The 23,161-nt window shown below is 55.9% G+C and carries 21 protein-coding genes; 8 read left to right on the forward strand and 13 right to left on the reverse strand.

Features of this window, described 5'->3' with window-relative positions; translation table 11 throughout:
* Nucleotide 1: 1 nt before the first annotated feature.
* The 5 genes from B4B27_RS13080 to B4B27_RS13100 all read right to left on the reverse strand — a co-directional run bounded on the left by B4B27_RS13080 (nucleotide 2) and on the right by B4B27_RS13100 (nucleotide 3,146).
* A complete protein-coding gene (locus B4B27_RS13080; RefSeq protein WP_290727092.1) occupies nucleotides 2–670 on the reverse strand; it encodes a hypothetical protein in 669 nt (222 codons plus the stop codon).
* A gap of 26 nt (nucleotides 671–696) precedes the next feature.
* A complete protein-coding gene (locus tag B4B27_RS13085; protein ID WP_173381537.1) occupies nucleotides 697–1,179 on the reverse strand; it encodes a hypothetical protein in 483 nt (160 codons plus the stop codon).
* A gap of 111 nt (nucleotides 1,180–1,290) precedes the next feature.
* Complete coding sequence (locus B4B27_RS13090) at nucleotides 1,291–1,605, reverse strand: YbjQ family protein (protein ID WP_173381538.1); 315 nt, start codon at nucleotides 1,603–1,605, stop codon at nucleotides 1,291–1,293.
* 40 nt (nucleotides 1,606–1,645) lie between these two features.
* Complete coding sequence (gene thrH, locus B4B27_RS13095; RefSeq protein WP_290727093.1) at nucleotides 1,646–2,263, reverse strand: bifunctional phosphoserine phosphatase/homoserine phosphotransferase ThrH; 618 nt, start codon at nucleotides 2,261–2,263, stop codon at nucleotides 1,646–1,648.
* A gap of 4 nt (nucleotides 2,264–2,267) precedes the next feature.
* Complete coding sequence (locus B4B27_RS13100) at nucleotides 2,268–3,146, reverse strand: Hsp33 family molecular chaperone HslO (RefSeq protein ID WP_290727094.1); 879 nt, start codon at nucleotides 3,144–3,146, stop codon at nucleotides 2,268–2,270.
* 107 nt (nucleotides 3,147–3,253) lie between these two features.
* On the opposite strand from B4B27_RS13100, the gene B4B27_RS13105 reads away from it, so the two are divergent.
* From B4B27_RS13105 to B4B27_RS13135, 7 genes are all read left to right on the forward strand, one after another.
* A complete protein-coding gene (locus B4B27_RS13105) occupies nucleotides 3,254–4,567 on the forward strand; it encodes a B12-binding domain-containing radical SAM protein (RefSeq protein ID WP_349678262.1) in 1,314 nt (437 codons plus the stop codon).
* Between the two features lie 47 nt (nucleotides 4,568–4,614).
* On the forward strand, nucleotides 4,615–5,160 hold the full coding sequence (locus B4B27_RS13110) for a DJ-1 family glyoxalase III (RefSeq protein WP_290727096.1): 546 nt from the start codon (nucleotides 4,615–4,617) through the stop codon (nucleotides 5,158–5,160).
* A gap of 43 nt (nucleotides 5,161–5,203) precedes the next feature.
* Nucleotides 5,204–5,632, forward strand: a complete 429-nt coding sequence (locus B4B27_RS13115) for a hypothetical protein (protein WP_097035422.1) — start codon at nucleotides 5,204–5,206, stop codon at nucleotides 5,630–5,632.
* On the forward strand, nucleotides 5,632–6,825 hold the full coding sequence (locus tag B4B27_RS13120) for an NAD-dependent epimerase/dehydratase family protein (RefSeq protein WP_290727097.1): 1,194 nt from the start codon (nucleotides 5,632–5,634) through the stop codon (nucleotides 6,823–6,825). Before B4B27_RS13115 ends, B4B27_RS13120 begins: the two co-directional genes overlap by 1 nt.
* Before the next feature lie 2 nt (nucleotides 6,826–6,827).
* Nucleotides 6,828–7,589, forward strand: a complete 762-nt coding sequence (locus B4B27_RS13125; RefSeq protein ID WP_290727099.1) for a glycosyltransferase family 2 protein — start codon at nucleotides 6,828–6,830, stop codon at nucleotides 7,587–7,589.
* Between the two features lie 145 nt (nucleotides 7,590–7,734).
* Entirely contained in the window at nucleotides 7,735–8,916 is a 1,182-nt protein-coding gene (locus B4B27_RS13130; protein WP_290727101.1) for a TonB family protein, read from the forward strand.
* A 35-nt stretch (nucleotides 8,917–8,951) separates the two neighbouring features.
* On the forward strand, nucleotides 8,952–9,890 hold the full coding sequence (locus B4B27_RS13135) for a hypothetical protein (protein ID WP_290727103.1): 939 nt from the start codon (nucleotides 8,952–8,954) through the stop codon (nucleotides 9,888–9,890).
* Here the strand turns inward: B4B27_RS13135 and B4B27_RS13140 are convergent.
* Genes B4B27_RS13140 through B4B27_RS13150 form a run of 3 tightly spaced genes read right to left on the reverse strand, consistent with a single transcriptional unit; the run spans nucleotide 9,887 to nucleotide 13,532 of the window.
* Nucleotides 9,887–10,495 carry an FKBP-type peptidyl-prolyl cis-trans isomerase gene (locus B4B27_RS13140; protein WP_290727104.1) on the reverse strand — a complete coding sequence of 203 codons (609 nt, stop codon included), beginning with the start codon at nucleotides 10,493–10,495 and terminating at the stop codon, nucleotides 9,887–9,889. The genes B4B27_RS13135 and B4B27_RS13140 overlap by 4 nt on opposite strands.
* Nucleotides 10,496–10,552: 57 nt before the next feature.
* Entirely contained in the window at nucleotides 10,553–13,087 is a 2,535-nt protein-coding gene (locus B4B27_RS13145) for a U32 family peptidase (RefSeq protein ID WP_290727105.1), read from the reverse strand.
* A gap of 43 nt (nucleotides 13,088–13,130) precedes the next feature.
* A complete protein-coding gene (locus tag B4B27_RS13150; RefSeq protein ID WP_173381550.1) occupies nucleotides 13,131–13,532 on the reverse strand; it encodes a hypothetical protein in 402 nt (133 codons plus the stop codon).
* Nucleotides 13,533–13,663: 131 nt separating this feature from the next.
* On the opposite strand from B4B27_RS13150, the gene B4B27_RS13155 reads away from it, so the two are divergent.
* Nucleotides 13,664–13,804, forward strand: a complete 141-nt coding sequence (locus tag B4B27_RS13155) for a hypothetical protein (RefSeq protein ID WP_173366671.1) — start codon at nucleotides 13,664–13,666, stop codon at nucleotides 13,802–13,804.
* A 25-nt stretch (nucleotides 13,805–13,829) separates the two neighbouring features.
* Here B4B27_RS13155 and B4B27_RS13160 read toward each other — a convergent pair whose 3' ends face one another.
* The 5 genes from B4B27_RS13160 to B4B27_RS13180 all read right to left on the reverse strand — a co-directional run bounded on the left by B4B27_RS13160 (nucleotide 13,830) and on the right by B4B27_RS13180 (nucleotide 23,106).
* Entirely contained in the window at nucleotides 13,830–14,333 is a 504-nt protein-coding gene (locus B4B27_RS13160) for a RidA family protein (protein WP_173366670.1), read from the reverse strand.
* Between the two features lie 159 nt (nucleotides 14,334–14,492).
* Nucleotides 14,493–16,169: a sodium-dependent transporter gene (locus tag B4B27_RS13165; RefSeq protein WP_290727107.1), complete on the reverse strand. Its 1,677-nt coding sequence runs from the start codon at nucleotides 16,167–16,169 to the stop codon at nucleotides 14,493–14,495.
* A 42-nt stretch (nucleotides 16,170–16,211) separates the two neighbouring features.
* Nucleotides 16,212–17,483 (reverse strand): chloride channel protein, encoded by a 1,272-nt coding sequence (locus B4B27_RS13170; protein ID WP_349678263.1) that lies wholly within the window; start codon nucleotides 17,481–17,483, stop codon nucleotides 16,212–16,214.
* 149 nt (nucleotides 17,484–17,632) lie between these two features.
* Nucleotides 17,633–19,906, reverse strand: coding sequence for an aconitate hydratase (locus B4B27_RS13175; RefSeq protein WP_290727109.1), 2,274 nt, complete (start codon nucleotides 19,904–19,906; stop codon nucleotides 17,633–17,635).
* 47 nt (nucleotides 19,907–19,953) lie between these two features.
* Nucleotides 19,954–23,106: a cellulase family glycosylhydrolase gene (locus B4B27_RS13180; protein ID WP_290727110.1), complete on the reverse strand. Its 3,153-nt coding sequence runs from the start codon at nucleotides 23,104–23,106 to the stop codon at nucleotides 19,954–19,956.
* Nucleotides 23,107–23,161 lie beyond the last annotated feature (55 nt).

The following is a 23,161-nucleotide window of genomic DNA, read 5'->3' on the forward strand; positions in this document are numbered from 1 at the left end:
TCTATTTCTCCATGCACTTGTTGATGCGTTCTTCGATTTCCTTCATCTTGTCTTCGTAGACCTTCTGGAGTTCTTCGTCCAGGGCAGGCTTGTTCGCTTCCCACTCTTCCTGCATCTTGAGGAACCTGGCGTATTCTTCGCTGGGCCTGGTAGAGCCATCGCTGCAGGATTCTACCGCATTATTGATGACGGTCGGGGCGCCGTAAAGGGCTACGAACATGTCAAGTTCCCTGCGCAAGTTCTCGAGGCACATGGGCGTTTCTGCCAGGGTCTGCTTGATGGAATCAATCTTGTCTACGGCATCGTGCTTGGCCTGTTCCTCTTTCCACATCTTTTGGGTGTCTGCGCTGTAATCTGTAGCGAAATATGCGACACTGGAATCCATGGGTACACACGTGAAGTCTACTTCTACGCCGTAGGCGGGCATGATTTGTTCGAACACGCTGCTGGAACTTTCGGGTTTGGCCGCCTCGGAACTCGACGAAGCGGTTGTTTCGCTGGAACTGGACTGCGTGCCGTTTGCGTCGCTGCTTTCGGGGGCCTCCATGCAGTGGTTCGAATCGCAGGGCGGCGCTCCGTACATGGGCGCTTCATTAGGCGAGTTGTCGCAGCTGGCCCAGAAGAAAGCGGTCAACGTAAGTGCAATTTTTTTCCAATGCTTGTAGAACATGTTTCCTCCTAAATTATGTTTTGTGATTAATCCTGCTTTTCCGGACAGTCGATGATGGGGTGACAGCCTGCAAGCGAATCCAGTTCTTCGGAAATGTTCGGGTTCCGTTCGATGCAGACGTCACCATTTTCTGTGCAGTTTATGGCTTTTCCGCTGCCGGCCTTCGGGGCGAATACCTGGACTCCTTCGGGGAGCTCGACGCCTTCCGCACCCGCAGCAGAGGGGTCCCTCAGGTACTTGTTGCCGTCGGTGCAGTCGATAATCTTGAACACCTTGCCCGAATCGTTCGTTGCGGTATCGTTGTAGCAAAGGACTCCCTGTTCGATAATGACTGGAGCCTCTACCCCATAAAGGCAAACCGCACCCCCTATAGAGTCGGATGGCATTACCTGAACGCCATATTCGGGAGCAAACATAGAAACTTCATCGCTGGAGCCGTCGTCTCCGCAGCTGGCCCAAAAGAGCCCGGCCAGCGCAAGTGCAATCTTTTTCCAATGTTCGTAGAACATGTTTCCTCCTTTCTGCCACTGAGGGCATTCCGAATACTTTAAATATATACAAAATAAAAGCCCCCCGCAACGGCAGGTGGCTTTTGCGTGATAAAAGATGCGGTTTTTTGTTTAATTCTTGAATTTTACCGCTGTCCCGTAGGCGATAATTTCGGCAGAGCCGGCCATTACGGATGCCGTAGCGAATCGCACGTTCACGATGGCGTCTGCTCCGACGGCGGCCGCTTCGCGCGTCATGCGTTCGATGGCGATGTTGCGTGCGTCGTTGAGCATTTCGGTGTAGCCGGCAATTTCGCCGCCGATAATCGTCTTGAGGCCGGCAAATACGTCGCGGACCACGTTCTTGCTGAAGACCACGCTTCCACGCACCATCTGGAGGGTTTCGAATTCTTTGCCGCTGATAAAGTCTGTCGTGTAGAGCTTCATTGTTGTCTCCTTTTTTTATCGACTAAAAAAGATGTTTGTCTCACAGCGTGTTTTGGAACTGGTGGAACTTCTCGAGCAACTCGGCGTAAGTCTTTGTGGCCTCGAGCTGCGGGAACTGCGCCACGATAGAGTCCGGCGCGCAGAAGAAGCACCCCTTGTCGGCCTGCTTGAGCATGCCCGTGTCGTTGAAGGAGTCGCCCGAAGCGAACACCTTGAAGTTCAGCTCCTGCAGGTGCTTCACGACCTTCGTCTTTTGGTCGCTCATGCGCAGGTGGTAGCCCCTGATGCGGTCGTTTTCCACCACGAGATTGTGGCAGAAGATGGTCGGGAATCCGAGGTTCTTCATGATGGGGTAGGCGAATTCCTGGAACGTGTCCGAAAGGATAATCACCTGCGTCTCGTCGCGAAGCTTGTCCATGAAGTCGCGCGCGCCGTCCAGAAGCCCGAGGTTCGCGATGACGTTCTGGATGTCCGAGAGCTTGATGCCCTCGCGATCAAGGATGGCGATGCGGCCCTTCATGAGCACGTCGTAGTCGGGGATGTCGCGCGTGGTGAGTCGCAGGTCCGCGATACCCGTCTTCTCGGCGACGGCAATCCAGATTTCGGGGGCGAGGACACCTTCAAGGTCCAGGGTAACGACACATTGCTTCGTAAACATAGGGCTATTTCTTTCTCTCGTTTATAATGCTCCGCAAGTCCGCGACCGTAATCTGGTACGGCGTGCGGCAGAAGTCGCAGACGACTTCCAGGTCCTTGCCCTCGGCTTCCAGTTCCTGCAGGTCCTTGAGCGGGAGCGTTGCAAGCGTCGCCACCATGCGTTCGCGGCTGCAGGGGCAGTAGGCCTTCGGGTCGATTTCTTTCACGATATCGATTTCGTACGGCCCGCGCAGCTGGTCCAGCAGCTCGTCCAGGTCAAAACCCTCGGGCGTGTTCATGTCCTTGAAGTTCGGCAAGTTCTGCACGATGACTTCGATGAGGTTGATATCCTTGTCCTCGAGGTCGGGGAAAGCCTCGATATAGAACCCTGCGGCGTAGTCGAGCTTGCTCGGGTCTTCGCGGTTGAATGCCGCCTCGATGCCCACGGCGGAGCGGATCTGCTCGGACTGCAGCAGGTAGGTGGCGAGGTTCTGGCCCATCGAAACGGCGGGCGCCTCGATGATGCTCTCGTGGACACGCTTGCCCTGCTCGTTGAGCTTCACGACCTGCACGCTCTGCGGGATGAGCGCGGGTTCGTTACCGCCCACGGCCTGGAGCTCTGCCTGCGGGATCATCGCGCGCACGAGCCCCATCGGCGTCGTGTCGGAAGAAACCTTCGTGATTTCACCGCCAAAGCGCGTAGTCAGCGAGACCGTGCCCGCGTACTTGAGGCTTGCGCTCAGGAAAATGCTTGCGATGGAGTTTTCGGCCAAAAGCTTGAGGGCGAACCCCTGTGCGTTGTGCTGCTTGCCGATTTCGTTCATCGTCGCGGTCAAGTCGACGACAATCAGGCGGAAGGGCGTCTTTTTGCCCGTGGCGCGGATAATGCGGTCCTTGAAATTCATGGGCACAAATGTAGTAAAAAATGTAGCCCGAGGGGAGTAGTGAAGTATGTGTTGTTATAATTGTACCAGTGAAAAAACAGCTATTTATCAAATTGATTCAACCCCAAATGCACCGTCGTCCAATGGATACGGACATAAAGTTGCACATGGCACCTCCTTTGGGCCTGCTCACGATTGTGAATCTGGTCAGAAAAGAGCACAGGGTACAACTGGAAAATGAAAATATTCAGCAAATCCATTATGATGATGTGCCTGACATTGTTGGAATATCGGTTACGGTTGACACCTTGCCGAGGGCCATCGAGATAGCGCGACGTTTTCGTGAAAAAGGCTCCATTGTTGTTGCAGGTGGAATTCATGTGACGACCGCTCATGATACGATTCCGGCAAATGCTTTTGATGTGCTTTGCATTGGCGCTGCAGAAGGCACTTGGCCGGAGATTATAAAGGATTTTCTGGACAACAATCTGAAGCCTGTCTATCGCTGTCCAAAACTGCAAGAGGGGAACCTCATAGTTTCTCCTGCATACGATTTCCTCAAGAAAGGCGAATACTTATACTGTCATGTCGTTCACACAAGCAGGGGTTGTCCTTTTAGGTGTGATTTTTGCTATAACAGCGCTAAAGCACATCAATACTTAAATCGCAATATTCAAGATGTTTTGGCGGACATCAAGGCGGTTCGTTCGAGACACATCATGTTTATCGATGATAATTTTGCAGGGAACCCAGTATGGACAAAACAGTTCCTGAAAGAAATTATGCCGATGCGATTAAAGTGGAGGGCGGCCGTGTCCATCAATGCCGCATTCGATGATGAACTGCTTGACTTGATGAAAAATTCGGGATGCCAAAGTTTGTTTATCGGTTTTGAAAGTATCAATCCGGATTCTGTAAGTGGAGTTCACAAGGTTCAGAACCACACGCAGGAATATGAGAAAGCGATAAGGGCTATTCATGAAAGGGGTATCATGATTAATGCTAGTTTCGTGTTCGGGCTGGATGGCGATACGCCTGAAGTCTTTAAGTCGACTCTAGATTGGATTGTGAAAAATAAGATTGAAACGGTCACATCCCATATTCTGACGCCTTATCCGGGAACGGCTCTCTATGACAGGATGAAATCGGAAGGAAGAATCCTTACCGATGACTTGACCCTTTACAATACGGCTCATGTGGTTTATCAACCAAGAGGAATGACTAGGCAGGATCTGTATCAAGGGTATCATTGGATTTATAAGGAAATATATAGCTTGAAAAATATATGGAGACGTCGTCCGGAGTCTAAGGGCATAAGAGCAGCCTACTTTACATTTAATCTTTTATACCGGAAGTATGGAAAGTTTACCGATATGCTCTGCCATTTGATATCGTATGAAAAAATAGGGGCGATTGCGGAACGAATAGCGAAGTCGGTCTAAGATGAATAGTCTTTGAATTTATTATTTTCCTCAAAAAGAGGTTCAATATGCAGATACTTTTCCTTATGGCCGATGGCTTTGAAGAAACCGAGTTCGTCACTCCGTTCGATTACTTCCAGAGGGCGGGCTTCGAGGTGGCGCTTGCGAGCGTTTCGGGCGATTCGTTCGTGACGGGTGCCCACGGGCTCAAGATTGCGGCCGATTTCGCGCTTTCGGGTGCCGATACCGCCAAGTTCGATGCCGTTCTCCTGCCGGGTGGCGGCCCCGGCGTGCAGCGCCTCAAGGCGTCTGCCGACGTGGAGCGCGTCGTGTGTGACTTTAACGACAAGAACAAGTGGATTTTCGCCATCTGCGCGGCCCCGCTCGTGCTGAGCAAGGCCGGGCTTCTTGTGGATAGGACGGCGACATGCTTCCCGGGCTGCGTGGAGGAACTTGTCTGCAACAAGTTTGTGGAAGACCGCGTGGTGGTGGACGGCAATATCGTCACGAGCCGCGGGGCCGGAACCGCCGAGGAATTCGCGTTCGAGTGCATCGCGCAGCTGGGCGGGCGCGATTTGTCCGAAAAAATCCGCAAGCAGGTCGTGGCCCGCTAGGCGTTTTTGTATATTGTTCACATAAACAACAAACGAGGAATTTATGAAGTTTACCCATGCTTTGATTCTTGCAAGTTCGCTCGCGTTTTTCGCTTGCGGTGACGATGAATCTTCCACCGGTCCGAGCAACAACGATACTGCGGACTGCTCCGTGACCGACGGTGTGAAGGTCGTTTCCCCGAAGGGCGGCGAGGAATTCAAGGTGGGCGAGACCATCAAGGTCGTGTTCGGCTCCGACATGGATTTTGGCGGCTTCGGTGTTGAGCTCCGCTTCGACGAGGGCGCGAAGAAGGTGAACCTGCTCGAAGAAAGCATCGACGACGCTGTAATCGATGGCAAGACCTGCAACGAGTACAGCATCAAGCTGGATGCCGAGGGCATTGTTGCGGCAGACGACGCCTACATCTACGTCTACCCGTATTCCAAGCAGTCCAAGGCGGGCAAGTCCGGGACCTTCAAGGTCAAGGAGTAATGACCCCCCGCTTCGACGACAGTAGTTTCACCGTGGCCATCGTGGGCTGCGGTGGTTTTATCGGTAGCCATTTGCTCGACGCCGTGCTGGAACGTACCCGCTGGCGTGTTTTTGGCGTGGATCTCGATTTCTACAGGCTGCAGCACCGCCTGAATCATGAGCGGTGCGAGTTCCTGTGTGCGGATTTGGCCGACCCTGCCGTCGTGGAGCGCATCACGCAGTTCCCGCTGGTGGTGAACCTTGCGGCAATTTGTACGCCGAGCCGTTACATGGGGGAGGCGTGCGAGGTTATCCGGAGCAACTACGACCATCCGGCGGCATTGGCCGAAGCATGCGCCCGCTCGGGTGCTTGGCTCGTGCATTTTTCCACGTCCGAAATTTACGGGAAGACTGCTGCCGATTCGGGCGAGCTGGTGGAAGATTCGACGCCTGCCGTGTTCGGGCCCGTTACCGCGAGCCGCTGGAGTTACGCGACGGCGAAACTCCTGGCGGAACGGTTTATCGCGGGGCTGTCCGGCTTGCGCTGGACGGTGGTTCGCCCGTTCAATTTTGTCGGGCCGTACATGGACTTTATGCCGGGCGTGGACGGCGAGGGAATCCCGCGGGTGCTCGCGAACTTTTCGACGGCGCTTTTGCGGGGCGAACCCCTGAAGCTCGTGAACGGCGGTAAGGCGAAGCGCTGCTTTACGAGCGTGCACGATGCGATTGATTTCTTATTTGCGCTGTTCGATGCTGGGCTTGGATGCGCGTTGAGTTTTGGTGTCGGTGATTCGCCGGATTCTGGTTGTAAAACCGCGGCGGGCGCAGGTCACTCGGGTCGAGATGCCGCGGGTGTATCGAAGGTAGGTTCTGCGCCTGGTGCTAGCGAATTGAAGGTAGGTGCCGCGCCGAATGCTGGTGTATTTTCGCAGGCGTTCAATGTCGGGAATGCGGGGAACGAGGTTTCGATTGCGGAACTGGCGCAGAAAATGCGCACGATTTTCGGGAAGTTGTGCGGGGTGGACGTTTCTTCGTTGCCGGAACCGCAAAGCGTTTCGGGCGAGGAATACTACGGCGCGGGTTATGACGATTCGATGCGTCGCATGCCCTCGGTTGCGAAGGCCGAGCGCCTGCTCGGGTTCAGGGCGCGCATCCCGCTCGACACCGCTCTGGAAGAATCGCTCTCCTGGTTCGTGAAGCATTATTCCGTTTAACAATGATTCCCGACTACTTTATCTTTGTTCCTGCATACAATGTCGCTGCGACTCTCGTCGGCGTGCTGGGGCGCATTCCACTCGCGGTCATGGAACGCGCGCAGGTGCTCGTGATTGACGACGGCTCGAAGGACGATACGCGCGGGGCTTACGAAACGTTTGTCGGTGCAGCTCCGAATACAAAAAATGCCGCCCATCTTGAGTACATGCGTTTCGAATTCAACCGTGGGTACGGAGCCGTTGTCAAGTGCGGAATTTCCGAGGGGCTCCGCTCCGGCGCAAAATACATTGCTTGCCTGCACGGCGACGGGCAGTACCCTGCAGAACAACTTGGCGAATTCTTCGCGCATCTTGAAACAGCGGACATTTCCTCCGCGGGCAATTCTCCCGCAATCGCTCTGGTGCAAGGCTCGCGCCGCCTCGTCCCGGGGGCAGCCCGTGCCGGCAACATGCCACTCCACAAGCGTATCGGCGGCGCATTTCTCACTGCGCTCGAGAACATCGCCTTCCGGCAGAAACTTACGGACCGCCACAGCGGTTTCATTGTCTACAATGCGGAATTTTTGAAGACGCTTGACCTCGCGAAACTCAGCCCGAGCTTCGACATCGACCTGGAAATCATCTCCATCGCCGACGCCCGCGGGTGGCGACTTGCCGAACTCCCGATACCCACGCGCTATGCCGGCGAAAAATCCAACCTGAACGTCGTTACCTACGGCCTGCGCGTCTTGCGGCAAATCGCACGTCGTATTTGCATGCGGTAAGGCGACCATCGCACATCTCGCGCTCCCTACGCCCAAACCGAGCCCCAATCGCATCAAAATCACCCTGTTTTTCCAAACTTTCTGCTAACTATATGTTTTTTTTTTACATTCTCCGGCGTGACCTGCCTCGCCAAAAGGAGAAAGTATGAAAAAGCCCCTTCTTGCATTACTCGTCGCTTCTGTCGCCCTTCTTTCGGGCTGCGCAAAGACCATGCAACTGAACGATCCTGCGCTCTACGACCAGTACCTCACCAGGACCTACAACCAGCCTCACCATGTGTGCTACAACGCGGTCATCAGGACCTTTGTGGGCAGGGGAGTCGAGCTTACCAAGGCCGACCCGATGGCGGGCCGAATCGTGACGGAAAGGCACCTCGCCATGCTCTACGCCGGGTACGGGATGGTCGGCACGGTATCGCACCGTTATTACATCGACGTGACGGGCGACAAGAAGCGGTGCACCATCAAGGTCACCAAGTATAAGGCCTGGAAGGGCGACAACGAAGTTCCCTATGTGGATGTCGACCAGATTTACAACTACTACTGGGCGCCCCTGTTCGGAGGTTTCGAGAGCAACTTCGAAGAAGACGAAGACGACGCCATCCGCTCCAGCAAGGATCTCGATGCGGTCATAAACCAGCACTACCAGGAACTTGACGACATCTACAAGCAGTACAAAAAAGACACGAAAAAGAAGTTCGAGGGCCGTGTCATGCTGAAGTTCACCATCGCGGCAAGCGGGAACATCATCGACATCTCTATCGAGGGCACGACGACAGGCGAACTTGATTTTGACCAGCAAATCAAGGAGGCAGTCAGCAAATGGGACTTTGGCGAGATTCCGGGGAGCAACAACAAGACTCTGATTGTCCCGTTCGATTTCTCGGACGCTGCAGGCGATTCCGGCAAAAAAGGTGGACGTCGGGTCAAGGGCGACGGCGATAAGCTCGGCGGTTCCGCGAAGAACGGCAGCGGGGGTATCAGTGACGCGAATGTGGGCGGCCACGCGACTGCGCAGGAGAATGAAGTCAAGGCCAAGGGCCCCCGCTCGGCTGCCGACATCATGAAGGTCGTGAAGAATCGCACACCGGCGCTCAGGAACATCTACAACAGGTACAGGGAAAACGACCCGAGTTTCGAGGGCAGAGTCGTCCTGAAGTTTACGATTGGCCCGGAAGGCAAGGTCGTTTCTATGTCCATCAAGTCTTCTACGACGAACAATGCCAAGTTTGACGAAGAAATCAAGAAGAAAGTCAGTGAATGGAACTTTGGCGAGGCCGGTGCCGGCAACACCACGGTGACAATCCCGTTTGTCTTCTCGGAATAAACTTCGCGTTATGCATACAAAGTAAGGAGCCACAAATGCGACTTCTGACAACGATCTTTCTTTTGCTCGTATGCGCTTCGGGTGCATTCGCGACGCATGTCGCCGTGCTCGAGACGGGCGTAGACCCTGCGGTAAAGAAGAAGGTGACGCTCTCCGACAGGCAGTACCTCACGAACGTATTGCGCGAGGAGGCTGTCAAGCAACTCCCCGCAGAAGACGGCTACACCATCATGACGCGTGACAACATCAGTGCGATGCTCCCGCCGGGGAAGGCCATCGAGGACTGCGAGGGCACTTGCCTTGCGGAAACGGGCCGGAACATTTCCGCCGATTTCGTGTGCCAGGCACGCGTGAGCAGTTTCGGTTCAAAGCTTGCACTTTCGGCGGAACTTTACGAAACGGCGGGCAACAAACTTGTAGCGAGTTTCAACGGGAACGGCAAGAATGTGGAGGCTCTACTGAAGGTCATCAAGGAGAACGCTCCGGAATTCTTCGGCAAGGTGAAATCCAACAGGGATGCAGGTTCCGGCGGTATCGGCGATGCTCCCGTCAGTGGAAACGGGTCGCGGAACGGCGGACGCCGTGCACATGGTGCCGGGGGCATTGGCGATAACGACCTGGACTCTTCCGATGCCGATGCGGATAAGCTCGCAGTCACTCCCGCTAAGGATGTGCAGTTTGACGATGATGACGATGACATGCCCAGGTCGAACAAGCCCATCAACGAAGTCCCTGCGGTTAAGAACACCCAGAACAGGGTATGGATCCGTTGGGGGCTTATTGGTGGCGGAAGCGTTTTGCTCACTACGGGTATAGTGCTGGCAACTATGGGGAGCACTGACACCACGACCGAATATGATTACGAGACATTTGAGGAGAAAACCGTTGATAACGGCAATGGCACAAAACTCGGCATCGGGATTGCCTTGTCCATCATCGGAGCCGCCGGTATCGTCGTCGGATTCTGCTTCTAGCCGTGGTGCTTGTCGTGGTTGGGGCAGCCGCAGCCGCCCTTGCCGTCGCAGTTTTCCTTGTGGCCTTCGCCGCCGCATTCGCATTCATGGCCTTCCTCGCCGCAGTGGCACTCGTGCTCGCCTTCGCCCTTGCCGCCACAGCAGCAGTGGTGGCCTTGCGGGTTCAGTTCCTCTTCGGTGGCCTCGCGCACGCTCACGACCTCGATGGCGAAGTTCAGGTTCTTGCCCGCAAGTTCGTGGTTCGCGTCGATCACGGCCTTGTCGCCCGCGACGGACTTCACGCGGATGGGCATCGGGCCCATGGGCGTCTGAGCGTAGAACATCATGCCGGCCTCGACCTTCTCGACACCCTGGAAAGCGTCCATCGGGACTTCCTGCGTCATGCGCTCGTCGTATTCGCCGTAGCCTTCGGCGGGGATGACCTTCACATCGAACTTGTCGCCGACTTCGTGGCCGACCATCGCGTTTTCGAGCCCCACGACGATCATGTGTGCGCCCTGGATGTACTGGAGCGGTTCGCGGCCTTCGGAGGAATCAATGACGGCTCCTTCGTCGGAGGTGAGGGTGTAGTGCATCTGGACTACGGTCTTGTCGGCGATTTTCATGATGTTCCTTTGGCCCTGAGTCTGGGCGGTGAAAATTATAGGCGCAATATAGAAAAATTAGACCTTCTTGCGGTCGTGCCACACGCTCTCGTTGAAGAGCTGGCCTTCGGAAAGCCCGTATTTTTCTTCGACGCCGGCGAGGCGGATGGCCTCGTCGATGGATATTTTCCCGCGGATGGCCTGCGTGTAGATGAGCGCCTTCTTACGCACTGTTGCTGCGTCTTCCTGGAGCATTTCGAGGCGGAAATGGTTCACTCCGGCGGCGCGTAAATCCGGCAATAATTTCAGGGCGGATTGCGGTTTGCCTACGAACAGTGTGTTGCGGCATTCCGCGTCGCTCTGCAGAAAGTGACGTTCGCCCTTGTGGTCGAGAATTTCGACCTTGTGCTGGGTGCAAATCTTGCCGCATTCGGGGAATCGCCTGCCGGTAGTGAGCGCGCGGGCAAACGCGCAGTATTCGGAATGGAAGGCGGGCATGTACTGGTGGAGCGTGAGTTCCATGCGGCTCCCGTCGATATCATCCAGCAGGTCGAAAAGTTGAGTGGAGTTCAGGTCCCACGAGGGGTGGAGCGTCTGCAGCCCCTGCAAAAGCAACCAGTCGTAGCTCAGGCAGTTTGCTGCATTCAGGCTGTAGTCACCCGCGAGCGGAATGCCACTTTCCTTGAGGATGGAGAGCGCACCGAGGTTACGGACCAGCGCAAAGTCGGGGCATAGCCGCAGGATGTTCTTGAGGTAGTGGCTTTCGCCCGGCTTGTGGATACGGAGCGTGGCCATACCTGCCCTGAAACCGAGTTCGCGAATCTGTTCCTGCGGCTCGTCGTATTTTACGCCCCAGTCGAAATCCATGACAACGTTGTCTATGTCGAGGCCTTCGAGCGCAGGAATTTGCTCGGGGCTGCGGACGAGTACCGAAATAACCGGGCGCGCAGCAGTGGGCGCAACTTTCGTGCCAAACTTCACGCTGTTGAGCAGCGCGCGGCCCGCATTGGCGCTCGGGTTCAGTTCGTGCCATTTGCAGCGTTCGTTGTCAAGCGCTTCTATCGCCTTCTGGCGGAGCGTGCGGAGCATCTTTCCGGGGATGAAGGCTCCGCGTTCGACGTCAATTTCTAGATCCCTGAGGCTGTAGGCGGTCGCACTCAGGCCCGAAAGTTCCTTCTGTGCGAGGTCGCGCAGTTTATCGCCCATGTCACCGTTCTTCGCGGCTTCGAGCACCGTGTCACTTTCGATTTCAACGCGGTTGCGCGGTACATCGTAGACGGCGAGCTTGAGCACATTGCCGATGCTTCCCGAAAGTTCCATCTTCACGGGAATGCGCTTCGCCTGCTCGCGGTCGGTAAACGTCTTGCGCAGTTCCTTTTCCAGCGCAGGGGAATCATTCCTGTACACCTTCATCCCACGGGCGACCTGCCGCGTGTCGAAATCGCGCCCGAATTCCATTTTCAGGAGTTGTGGGCCGCAGCCGCGCGTAGATGGCTTGCCTTTGTACTCGTGCACGACTTGCGAGGCGTAGAGTCTCGCACCGGCGCTTTGAGCGAATCTCGGTTCCTCGAAGAGGATTCCGTCACCCGGCCGCGGCATCATATCCGCAAGAACATTTTCATCCAGTTCCACCACGACACACCCGCGCTCCACGCGTACGACCGTCCCGAGGAACATCCCGTGATGGTTGCTGAACGTGCCGTCCACGAGTTCCTGGTGGTTGTCCCCGTCGAGCCAGCCCGTGCGTAGTCCGCGGCTGAACAGCACTTCGAGCGGCGCCATGTCTTTGCCTTCGAGCGGGATGCGGCCAAGCGCCTTGCGGTAGGCGCTTGCGACCGCCGCTACGTATTCCGGGCTCTTGAGGCGGCCTTCCACCTTGAGCGAGCTCACGCCGATTTCTTCAAGTTCGCCGAGTCGCGGGAGGGCGCACAAATCGTGCGGACTGAACAGGTATTGCGCATCCGTATCGCGGTATTCCTTGCCGTCCACGAATATGCGATAGGGGAGCCTGCAGCTCTGGGCGCACTGCCCGCGGTTTGCGCTGCGACCGCCGAAATTCTCGCTGGTGAGGCACTGCCCCGAATAGCTCACGCATAGCGCGCCGTGAATGAACACTTCGAGCTCGAGCGGGGTCGCTTCCTTGATGCGGGCGATTTCCTTGAGCGAAAGTTCGCGGGCGAGCACGGCGCGGTTGAACCCCAGTTTTGCCGCCAGGTTCACGCTTTCGGCGCTCGCGAGCGTCATCTGCGTGCTCGCGTGAATTTCCTGCGTGGGCGCGATGGCGCGTATCAGGCGCGCAAGCCCGATATCCTGGATGATGAAGGCGTCCGGTTCCAGCGAAATCACCTTCGCGAGGAATTCCGGCAACTCTCGCAGTTCGCGCTCGAATACGAGAACGTTCATCGCAAGGAACGTGCGCACGCCGCGTACCCTCGCATACCGGATCATCTCGCCGACGTCTTCGAGCGAAAAGTCCTCGGTGCGCCCGCGCGCGTTCCAGTGCGGAACCCCGAAATAAACGGCATCGGCGCCGTTAGCGACGGCGGCCTCGAGCATCTCGCGCGTACCCACGGGCAAGAGAAGTTCCGGAGATGGCCTAGTATTCGAATTCATTTTATCAAAGATAGTTTTTTCATCTTCGCAGGGCGCTTTATGTCTACACGATATCTTCGAGCTTGTATCCGAATTTTACGACGGCTCCGGATTCGCGTACCATGAGGACCTTGCGGTGGGCGAGCCCCTCGAGGATAGCCTCGTCCAGCCGATCCTGGATGTCTTCGGGGCTGCCTTCGAACGAAATTTCCTCGATTCCGTTAGGGAAAACTTCTTCCGCCCAGTCGCGTGCTGCCTTGTTGCCCGCTTGCGTGATGACGGCCACTACGGTGTAATCCGGGTCCATCTCGTAGAGGGCTTCGTGGATGAATGTGTCGTCATCAGGTGTGTTTGCCTTGCTGGTGAACAATCTCGGCAGGCCAAAGGGGGGAACATTCGCATCTTTTACCGAAACGGAACCCTCGAAACCCTGAGCGACGAACCATGACCAGATTTTGTCAATCATAATACCCTTTTTTAAAGCTGATGGACTTTATTCTCTTTATTTATAATTAAATTTCGGCTATGAAAAAATTTTTCGCTATTTTGGCAATAACAGGTTGTTTTCTGGGACTTAGCGCTTGCGCTGATCAAGAAATGAACAATGAAATCGCACGGCTTACAGCGAACAAGGTCGAAATGGAACGCCAAATCCAGGCGATGCAGCAGGAACTTGATTCGCTGAAGCGTCAGAATGCGAAACTGGCGAGCGAACTATCCGCGCTGGACATGAACTAGCCCGGCGCAGAAGCCTTTAAGTTTTTTATTGCTCAATCCAGTTCATGCGGCCGGTAAAGCGCACTTCTTCGGGGACAACCTGGAAGGTGCAGCTGATTTCGACGGCGGCATTCTTCGGAAGCGCAGAAACACCCACGGCGGTACGCGCGTGCTTGCCGTTTTCACCGAGAATCTGGACGGCAAGTTCGCTTGCGCCGTTCAATACGGCGGGCTGTTCGTGGAAGTCGGCAGCGGACTGCACGAATCCCTGCATCTGCACTAGCTTGAGCGTTTCGCCGTGTTCGAGTTTCGTCATGGCGGCGGCGATGTTGTTGAGGAGGCAGACGCGTGCGGCCTCGGTCGCCTTTTCTGCAGAAAGTTCAGTCGGGACGGTACCCGTGTAGGCCGAAAAATCGCCCTTGACGCTCGGGAGCTGTCCTGAGACGACGATGGTGTCGCCGAAGCGAACGGCGGGAACGTATGCGGCAAGCGGTGCCGGGCATTGCGGGAGCGTAAGCGCCAGTTCTTCAATTCTCTTTTGAATATCCATTTTTTCTTCCTCTTGTCATCCCCGCAGAGGCGGAGATCTTTTTGTTAAACTTACTTCTTTTTAAACACCTTCGAGAAACAGAAGATGCATAGCCCGATGATGGCCGCCCACGAGGTGAGCATGAAAATGAGTCCGCCTGTCGTAAATTCTGCGTCCATGCTACTTCTCCTTTTTCTTCTTGTTTGCCAAGTGGTTGATGTATTCGTCCGACTTGCCGAGCGGCATCTTGTGGATGCTCGTGTCACGACCCATTTCGGCGGTGCCGCCCTTGCGCCAAGCATAGGCGATGGCGATATTCAGGAGCAGGACTATCAGGAGCATGAAGCCGCGGAAAGCCCAGGTGAAGTGGAGCTTCGAGAATTCTCCCCCGAGGAACGTCACTTTGGCATCGGCGGGAATGTTGCTCAGTGTGATGAGCGGGAGACCGTCGGTGAATGTGAACGAAACGAGCAGGATAATCAGGTAGGCCGGACAAACATACTGGATGATGGGCCTGAAGAAGCGGGGGAGCTTGAGCTGCGAGCCCTCGTTCATCAGGGCGAAAGCCACGGATTCGCCGGGCTGCACAATCTGGGACTTCTTGCGACCGAGCACGAACGAGAAGATGATGGCCTGGATGGCGCCGAATACCACCAGCAGGAACGTGCCGCCCCAGAAGTCGAGCTCGTCGACCGTCCCCGCGGCAAGGCCGAAGATGGCGGTGAGGCTGCCGATGAAGATGATGGTGCTGATGGTTGTGACGGACTTCTTGCGGCTGAACTTGAGATCGTCTTCGCAGAAACTGATGAGCGGTTGGATGATGGAAATGGCGCTGGTGATGCCTGCAAAGAACAGGAGCGCGAACCAGAGTGTCTGCAACGCACCGCCGAGCGGAAGCGTTCCGAACACGTATGGCATGGTCTGGAATCCGAGGCCGAAGGTGCCGAGCTTCGCGCATTCCTCGATGTTGGCGCCTGCGATGATGACCGCGATGGGGATGACAACCGTACCGCCGATAATGATTTCGGCAAATCCGTTCGTGGCGCTAGCGGTAAGGGAAGAGAGCACTAGGTCTTCCTTGGGCTTGAGGTAGCTCGCATAGCACCAGATAATGCCCATGCCGAGGCTCATGGTGAAGAACACCTGACCCGCCGCCGCCATCCATACCTTGGGGTTGGCGAGTTCGCTGAAGTTCGGGTTCCACATGAAGGCGAGGCCCTTGCCGATGCCCGGGAGCGTTAGCACGCGGATTACGAGGATAATGCCCAAGAAGAGCAGGATGGGCATGCAGATTTTGTTCACCCGCTCGATACCCTTGCGCACGCCCAGGGCGAGAACGGTCATGTTGCAGGCGAACGTGATGAGGAAGAAGATGATGGCAGACGGGATGGGGCCCACGCATGTCTTGAGCATGATGAAGTCGCCGAAGAACTGCGTGACTGCGGCGCTACCCTGGGACGTGACTTCCATGAGCTTGCCCGTGAGAGAGTAGTAGGCGAACGCAAGGATCCACGACTGGATGAACACGTAGTAGAAGACGATGAAAATCGGTGGCAGGAGCCCGATGGAGCCGAGGTGCTTTGCCCAGGGCTTCTTCTTGTCGAAGATGATGTGGAGCGTGCTCGGGGCGGTGCCGTAGTTGTGGCGGCCCGCGTAGCGTCCGAGTGTCCATTCCATCCAGGCGAGCGGGATGCCGAGGAAAATAAAGGCGATGAGGTAGGGAATGATGAATGCGCCACCGCCGTTGGTGGCCGCCTGTACGGGGAATCGAAGGAAGTTGCCGAGCCCGACTGCCGAACCTGCGACAGCGAGGATGACTCCTATCTTGGAGCCCCAGTTTTCACGATTGTTTTGCATGCCTTAAAATTAAGACATTCTATGCGGTATGGCAACCCGCTTTTAGCGCAAACGCAGTTTCTTTTGTGCGTAAATGCTCTTGCCGCCGTTGCACACGTAGGCTGCCGTGCAGACTACGAAGAATGCAGGGAGCAGGTCGAACCCGAAAATCTCCGCTCCGACGAGGATGGGGGCGAAGAGCGTGTTCGTGCCGGCTCCGAAAACAGCCGCGTAACCGAGGGCGGCGGCAATCGGGAGGGGGACGCCAACGATTGCGGCAAGTACCGTGCCGAGAGTCGCTCCGATGGTGAACAGCGGGGTGACTTCGCCGCCCTGGAACCCGACCGAGAGCGTGACGATGGTGAACAGCATCTTCAGAATCCAGTCGTAGGCGTAGATATCGCTGGCGGCAGATGTCGCGGAACCCGAAAAAATCATGTCGGTGAGGTTCGTGCCGAGTCCGGAATAGCGGCCCTGCCAGCAGAGCAGCAAGAGAGCGCTGAGAACCACGCCCATGATGGCGACGCGCTTCACGGGGTTCGGGAACTTTTCCGCAAAGAATTTCTTGGAAAGCGGGAGGAGTCTTGCAAACCCGCCGCCGACAATCCCGAAAATGGCGCCAAGGACAGCGAGCCTCAAGATAAAGTAAATGTCGAGCCCGCTGTCGTTCCAGAGAATTCTCGAGATGTCGCTCGGGAATATGTCGTTCATGGCGATGACGGTAGTTTCTCCGAACATCTGCGAAACCTTGCAAGCGGTAAAGGCGGCAACGGCGGCGGGAAGGAGCGCCGCCATTTCGAGGTGGCCCGCCAGGAGGATTTCGAGCGAGAGTGCGATGGCCGCAAGCGGTGTCTGGAATAGGCCCGCGAAACCTGCCGCCATGCCTGCGACTAGCAAAATGCGGGGAGCGTTCTCCACGTGGATCTTTGAGCTGATGTTGTGCCCGAGGGTAGCGCCAATCTGCATGGCCACGCCTTCGCGGCCTGAGCTACCCCCGAAGAGGTGCGTGACCCAAGTCGTTACCATGATGAGCGGGATGAGACGGAGCGGAATTTCCCTTTCCTTGCCGTGCGCGACGTCGAAAATGATTCCCATGCCGCGTTCGGAGCCCTTGCCGATTTTCATGTAAGTGAGCACGATGGCGACGCCACCGAGGGCGAGAGCTGGAATCCAGTACAGCGGGTTTGTGTCGCGAATGGCACCGACGCGGTCGAGTACCTGGCCGAAGAATGCGGTAAGCGTTCCGACGATGGCGCCGAGCACGAGCGCGACTGCAACGAGCACAGGCTGCGAAAACCAGCGGGCGAGCTTTTCCTTGATTTGTGCTTTGGCCATCTTCATGGCCTGCTCCTTCATCTCGGGGCTCATGTTCTTGTAGATTTCTTGCCAGTTCCTGTAATCCATCGCGTATCCTTTTTTCGCCGCCAAATTTAGAAAAAAGCCCCCGCTTTTGCGAGGGCTTATAAATGACTATTGACTTACGATTACTTATTGTTCGCGCGAATCAGGTTGAGGGCCGAACCCGCTTTGAACCATGCCCACTGCTGTTCGTTGTAGGTGTGGCAGAGCGCGATGTTATCGACCGAGCCGTCCTTGTGGTGGGCGACGAGGGTGAACTCGGAACCCGGGGCGAACTTGGTGAGACCGACGATATCGAACACGTCCTGTTCCTGGATTTTGTCGTAGTCGGCGGCATTCTTGAAGGTGAGGGCGAGCATGCCCTGCTTCTTGAGGTTTGTTTCGTGGATGCGGGCGAAGCTCTTCACAATCACGGCCTTCACGCCGAGGAAGCGCGGTTCCATGGCGGCATGTTCGCGGCTGGAGCCTTCACCGTAGTTTTCGTCACCGATGACGATGGAACCCGTGCCCTTGGCCTTGTAAATCTTGGCAAGTTCGGGGACTTCCTTGTATTCACCGCACTGGCAGAGAACCTTGTTGGTTTCGCCGTTGAAGGCGTTCACGGCGCCGATGAGCATGTTGTTCGAAATGTTTTCGAGGTGGCCGCGGTAGTTGAGCCACGGACCGGCCATGGAGATGTGGTCGGTGGTGCACTTGCCCTTGGCCTTGATGAGGAGCGGGGCACCGACGATGTCGTTACCGTCCCAGGCGGCGAACGGCGCGAGGGCCTGCAAACGCTTGCTTTCGGGGTTGATGGAAACGGTAATCTTGGAACCGTCTTCTGCCGGAGCCTGGTAGCCGGCATCCTTGACTTCGAAGCCCTTCGGCGGAAGTTCGCACTGTTCCGGCGGGTCGAGCTTCACGGCCTTGCCCTCATTGTTTACGAGGGTATCGGTCATCGGGTTGAAGCGGATGTCGCCGCTGAGCGCTGCAATCACGGCCATGAGCGGGGAGGCGACGAAGGCGTGAGTGTTCGGGTTGCCATCGGCGCGCTTTGCAAAGTTGCGGTTGAAGCTGTGGACGATGGTGTTGAGTTCCTTCTTGTCGCTTCCTGCGCGGTCCCAGCGGCCAATGCAAGGACCGCAGGCGTTCGTCATAATCGTTGCACCGAACTGCTTGAACAAGTCGATGAGGCCGTCGCGTTCGGCGGTGTAGCGCACCTGTTCGGAGCCCGGGTTGATGAGAAGCGGGCACTTCGGGGTAAGTCCCTTCGCGAGGGCCTGCTTGATCATGTTTGCTGCCATGAACAAATCTTCGTAGCTGGAGTTCGTGCAGCTACCGATGAGGGCGGCGCTTACGACCGGCGTAGATTCCGGCTTGGTTTCGGTGGCCTTGAGGCTTTCTGCCATGTCGGTCACGGCAAAAGCGCGGTCCGGGCTGAACGGGCCGTTGTAATGCGGGATGAGCGTGTTGAGATCGATTTCCACAACGCGGTCAAAGTACTTTCCCGGATTTGCTTCGACTTCGGGGTCGGCCTTGAGGTGTTCTGCAATCTTGTCGGCGGCGGCGGCAACGTCGGCGCGGCCGGTCACCTTGAGGTAGCGGCTCATGGAGTCGTCGTAGCTGAAGGTGGAGCAAGTTGCGCCCACTTCGGCACCCATGTTCGCAATCGTTGCCTTGCCTGTTGCGGAGAGGCTGCGTGCGCCTTCGCCGAAGTATTCGATAATGGCGTTGGTGCCGCCCTTCACGGTCAGGATGCCTGCGAGCTTGAGGATGATGTCTTTGGCGGTTGCGAAGCCCTGGAGTTTGCCGGTGAGTTTCACGCCGATCATCTTCGGGTACTTGAGTTCCCACGGGAGGCCGACCATGGCGTCAACAGCGTCTGCACCGCCCACGCCAATCGCGAGCATGCCGAGGCCACCTGCGTTCACGGTGTGGGAGTCGGTACCGATCATCATTCCACCCGGGAAGGCGTAGTTTTCGAGCACCACCTGGTGGATGATGCCTGCACCCGGGAGCCAGCAGTCAATGCCGTACTTGGCGGACACGGACTGGAGAAAATCGTAAACTTCCTTGCTTTCTTCCTTCGCGCGGGGGAGGTCCTTTTCGACACCTTCGCGAGCGATAATCAAGTGGTCGCAGTGTACGGAACTCGGCACTGCCACGCGGGCCTTGCCGGCGGTGGTGAACTGGAGGAGGGCCATCTGGGCGGTTGCATCCTGCATGGCCACGCGGTCGGGGTGGAATTCGGCAAAATCCTTGCCGCGCTCGTAAGTCCTGTTCTCGGCGCCATCGATCAGGTGGCTGTAGATAATCTTTTCGGCGAGGGTGAGCGGACGGCCCAGCTGCTTGCGGGCAGCTTCAACGCGGGCGGGAATGCGGGCATAGACGCCCTGGATCATGTCGAAATTGAAAAGCATAGTCTCTTTGGGTTATAGGTTGAATTTTCGGGCGTAAAGATAGAAAATTATCGGGTCACGATGCGGTGGGCGATGTTGTTCCACAGGTTGTCGATGTGGCCTTCGCCGAGCCGCAAGCGTTGTGGGAGCGTTGGCGTGCGGTCGTAGAGCATCTGGATGTATTCATCCTTCTGCCCGCCAAAATCAAGAATCTCGACGGTATAGACGCTCGGGATGCGCGGGCTTCGTGTATTGCGGATGGCAACGACAGTTCCCGTAACCTGCAAGGTGTACATCTTCTTCGATATGGTGAGGCTGATGGGCTCGCCTAGGTTCAGGATGTTCAGTTCGTCGGTAAAGATGTCCACTCCGTGTTCCGTCAACTTCGTGGTAATGCCCTCGATTTCGTGTCCGTCCTGCTTTTTCACCATCACGTTCTCGGCGGCAAGGACCTTCACTGGTTCGCTGTCGGAGTCGCGGCCCATCCCGAGGAACAAGCACATGGTGAGGTAGTAGGCGTTGCGGAAAAGCCAGAAGAGAACGGCGAGAATTTCGATGTATCCGAGTGCGATAATCATGTAGCCCATGTGGACGATACCCGCGAGAGTGAGTACGAGCAATACGGCAAACGGGGCGATAGTCTTCCCGTCGGCCTGCGGTCGGACTGCGCGCTTGTCTTTCTGGGTCACCTTGAACTTGGAAAGCGTCATACCCAGAGTCTCTTTGACGATGGGCAAAAGCAGGAACGGCATGACGGATGTCTCGTAAATGCCGCTCCAGCGGGCGCTAATCTTCCCGTGGCTTGTGAAGCGGAGGGCCCACATCGACATCAGGTGCATCGGGAGCCAGAAGAGGGCGAGGTCGATAAGCGTACATTTGAATATCGGTACGCAGAATACGGCGAACATCAGGGGCGAAAGCAGGTAGATCAGGTTCTTGACGGGGGAGAACCAGTAAAGTACGGAACTCAGGTAACTCAGTTTTTGCGAGATGTTCAACTTGCGATTGAACATAAACTTGAGCTGCTTTGTGGTCGCAATGACGCCGCGTCCCCAGCGGGTGCGCTGCTGGATGTGTTCCTTGAATGTCGAGGGCGCAATGCCCGATGCGAGCGGTTGCGAAAGACCGAGGCTCACAAAGCCTGCCGATTCGATCAGCATGCCAGTTGCAAAGTCTTCCGTGATGGATTTCGTGTAGAACCCGCCGATATCTTCGAGTGCCTTGCGCGAAATAATCGTGTTCGAACCGCCGTAAATCACGCTGTTTGTAGATGTCTTTGCCGCCTCGATGATGCCATAGAAGTAGTCCTGTTCGTTAGGGACCTTCGTTTCGGCGTAGAGGTTGTGCTGGAACACGTCGGGCGTGTAGAAACTTTGCGGTGTCTGGATAAACCCGAGCGGGCGGCGCGTTTCTTCGGGGAGGCTTGCGTTGATGCGTTCTGCATCCACAAAATAGGGGATAGTCCTGAGCAGGAACTTTCTCTGCGGAATCATGTCCGCGTCAAAAGTCACCACGTAGGGTGAACTCGTGCGGGCGAGTGCCGCGTTCAGGTTGCCCGCTTTCGCGCCATCGTTGTTCGGGCGGTCGAAGTAGTTTATCTCCAGTTCCTCGGCGAGTTTGCGCATTTCGCTACGGCGGTTATCGTCGCACAGGTAGATATGCACCTTCGACCTGTCGGGGTAATCCATGTGCTTGCAGCCGATAATCGTCTTGCGCAAAAGTTCGGGCGGTTCGTTATAAGTCGAAATGAAAATATCTACGTCGGGGTAATCCGCGTCGGCAATTTCGGGCAGGGGATGTTCCCGTAGCTTGAGCATTCCGCCGTAGTGTATGAGGGATTCGATAAAGCCGAGGACTTCTATGGCGAGCAGGATGCAGCTTCCGATGATGGCAATCCAGCCGTAGGCATACGGGATGGAACATGTAAAGCGCCAGCATAGATAAATTAACGTAAAGAAAGTGCTCAGGAAGAGAAACAGGTCGCCGAGTAATTGCTTTGCAGGCCTGGAAGTGAACTTTTTCGCATCTTCGTTCTGGCTGAATTTAAGAAGGTCGTCGTAGGTGCGGATTTTCTTGTTCCTGAATCTTTTCTTGATTTTCTGGAACAGGAATGTGATGACAAGCAATACAAATACGGGAGCGGCAAATATGGCCCACACAATATAGGGCTTCGTGCGGGCGAGAATCTTGAAACTCAATACGGGCTCGTAGATAAGCGGAATCTGGTTCAGGTCCTTGCCTTGGAAAAGAGCCCGCGCGTAAAGCCCCGAAAGGCTCAGGTCGCTTTCGGCAAGGGAATCCACTGCACGTGAATCGGCACGCACCATGGCGGATTCCTCTTCCTTGTTCGACATGCTCCAGATGGTGTAGCTCAGGTGCAGGGAATCCAGGGTGGCGTACCACAGCTTGACGCTTTCCAGGTCAATCTTTCCGTCGCCGCTCGCTTCGCAGAGTCCGCTTTCGGTAATGAAGATGGGGGTGCCGCCGCCTACGACTTCCTTGAGGAGCGCAAGCGATTCGCCCTTGTGAGAAGTGGCATAGAAGTGGAACGAATACATCACGTTGTCGAAGGCCACCGGGTCCTTTGCCGGCTCCTGGATTTCGCGGTCGTAATTCGGGGTGCCGATGAGAATCAGCGCGTCGGGCTTGTGCCTGCGGATAACGGGGATGATGATGTTCGCGTATTCCTTGATGTCTTCCCAGGTGCAGTCGCCGTTGGGCTCGTTGCAGATTTCAAAGATCACGTTTGGGACGTTCGCGTATTCCTTTGCCATCATGTTGAAGAAATTGATGGCTTCGGCAAGGTTCTCGTTCGGGTTGTTGTCGATGAGAATATGCCAGTCCACCATCACGTACATGTCGTTTTCGATGGCATACTGCACGCCTTTCCGCAGAATTTCAAGGTTCTTTTCGCGGTCTCCGTGCACGTAGTCGTTCGAATACATGGCTAGGCGGATCAGGTTCGTGTTCCATTCCATGCTGAGCTGGCGGAAAAGGTTGGTGTTTACGTATTGCGGGAACCAGGTGAGCCCGTGGGTACTCGCGCCCTTGATGACAACCTGGTTGCCATGTTCGTCGAAGAGGTTCGTGCCTTCTACATGGAGCTTGCCGTTTATGGAGGGTCGGGCGTTTATGACGCTGGTCGAGTCCGCGAAAGCCCATGCGGCAAGGAGAAAGACTACGGCTGTAATCAAACGTAATTTTTTTAGATAGAAGGTCATGATTAGAAATATACGAAAAGATTTTTCTTTGTTTTAAAGGGGAATATGGGAGGGG

Source organism: Fibrobacter sp. UBA2449 (assembly GCF_002342555.1).
Lineage (GTDB): Bacteria > Fibrobacterota > Fibrobacteria > Fibrobacterales > Fibrobacteraceae > Fibrobacter.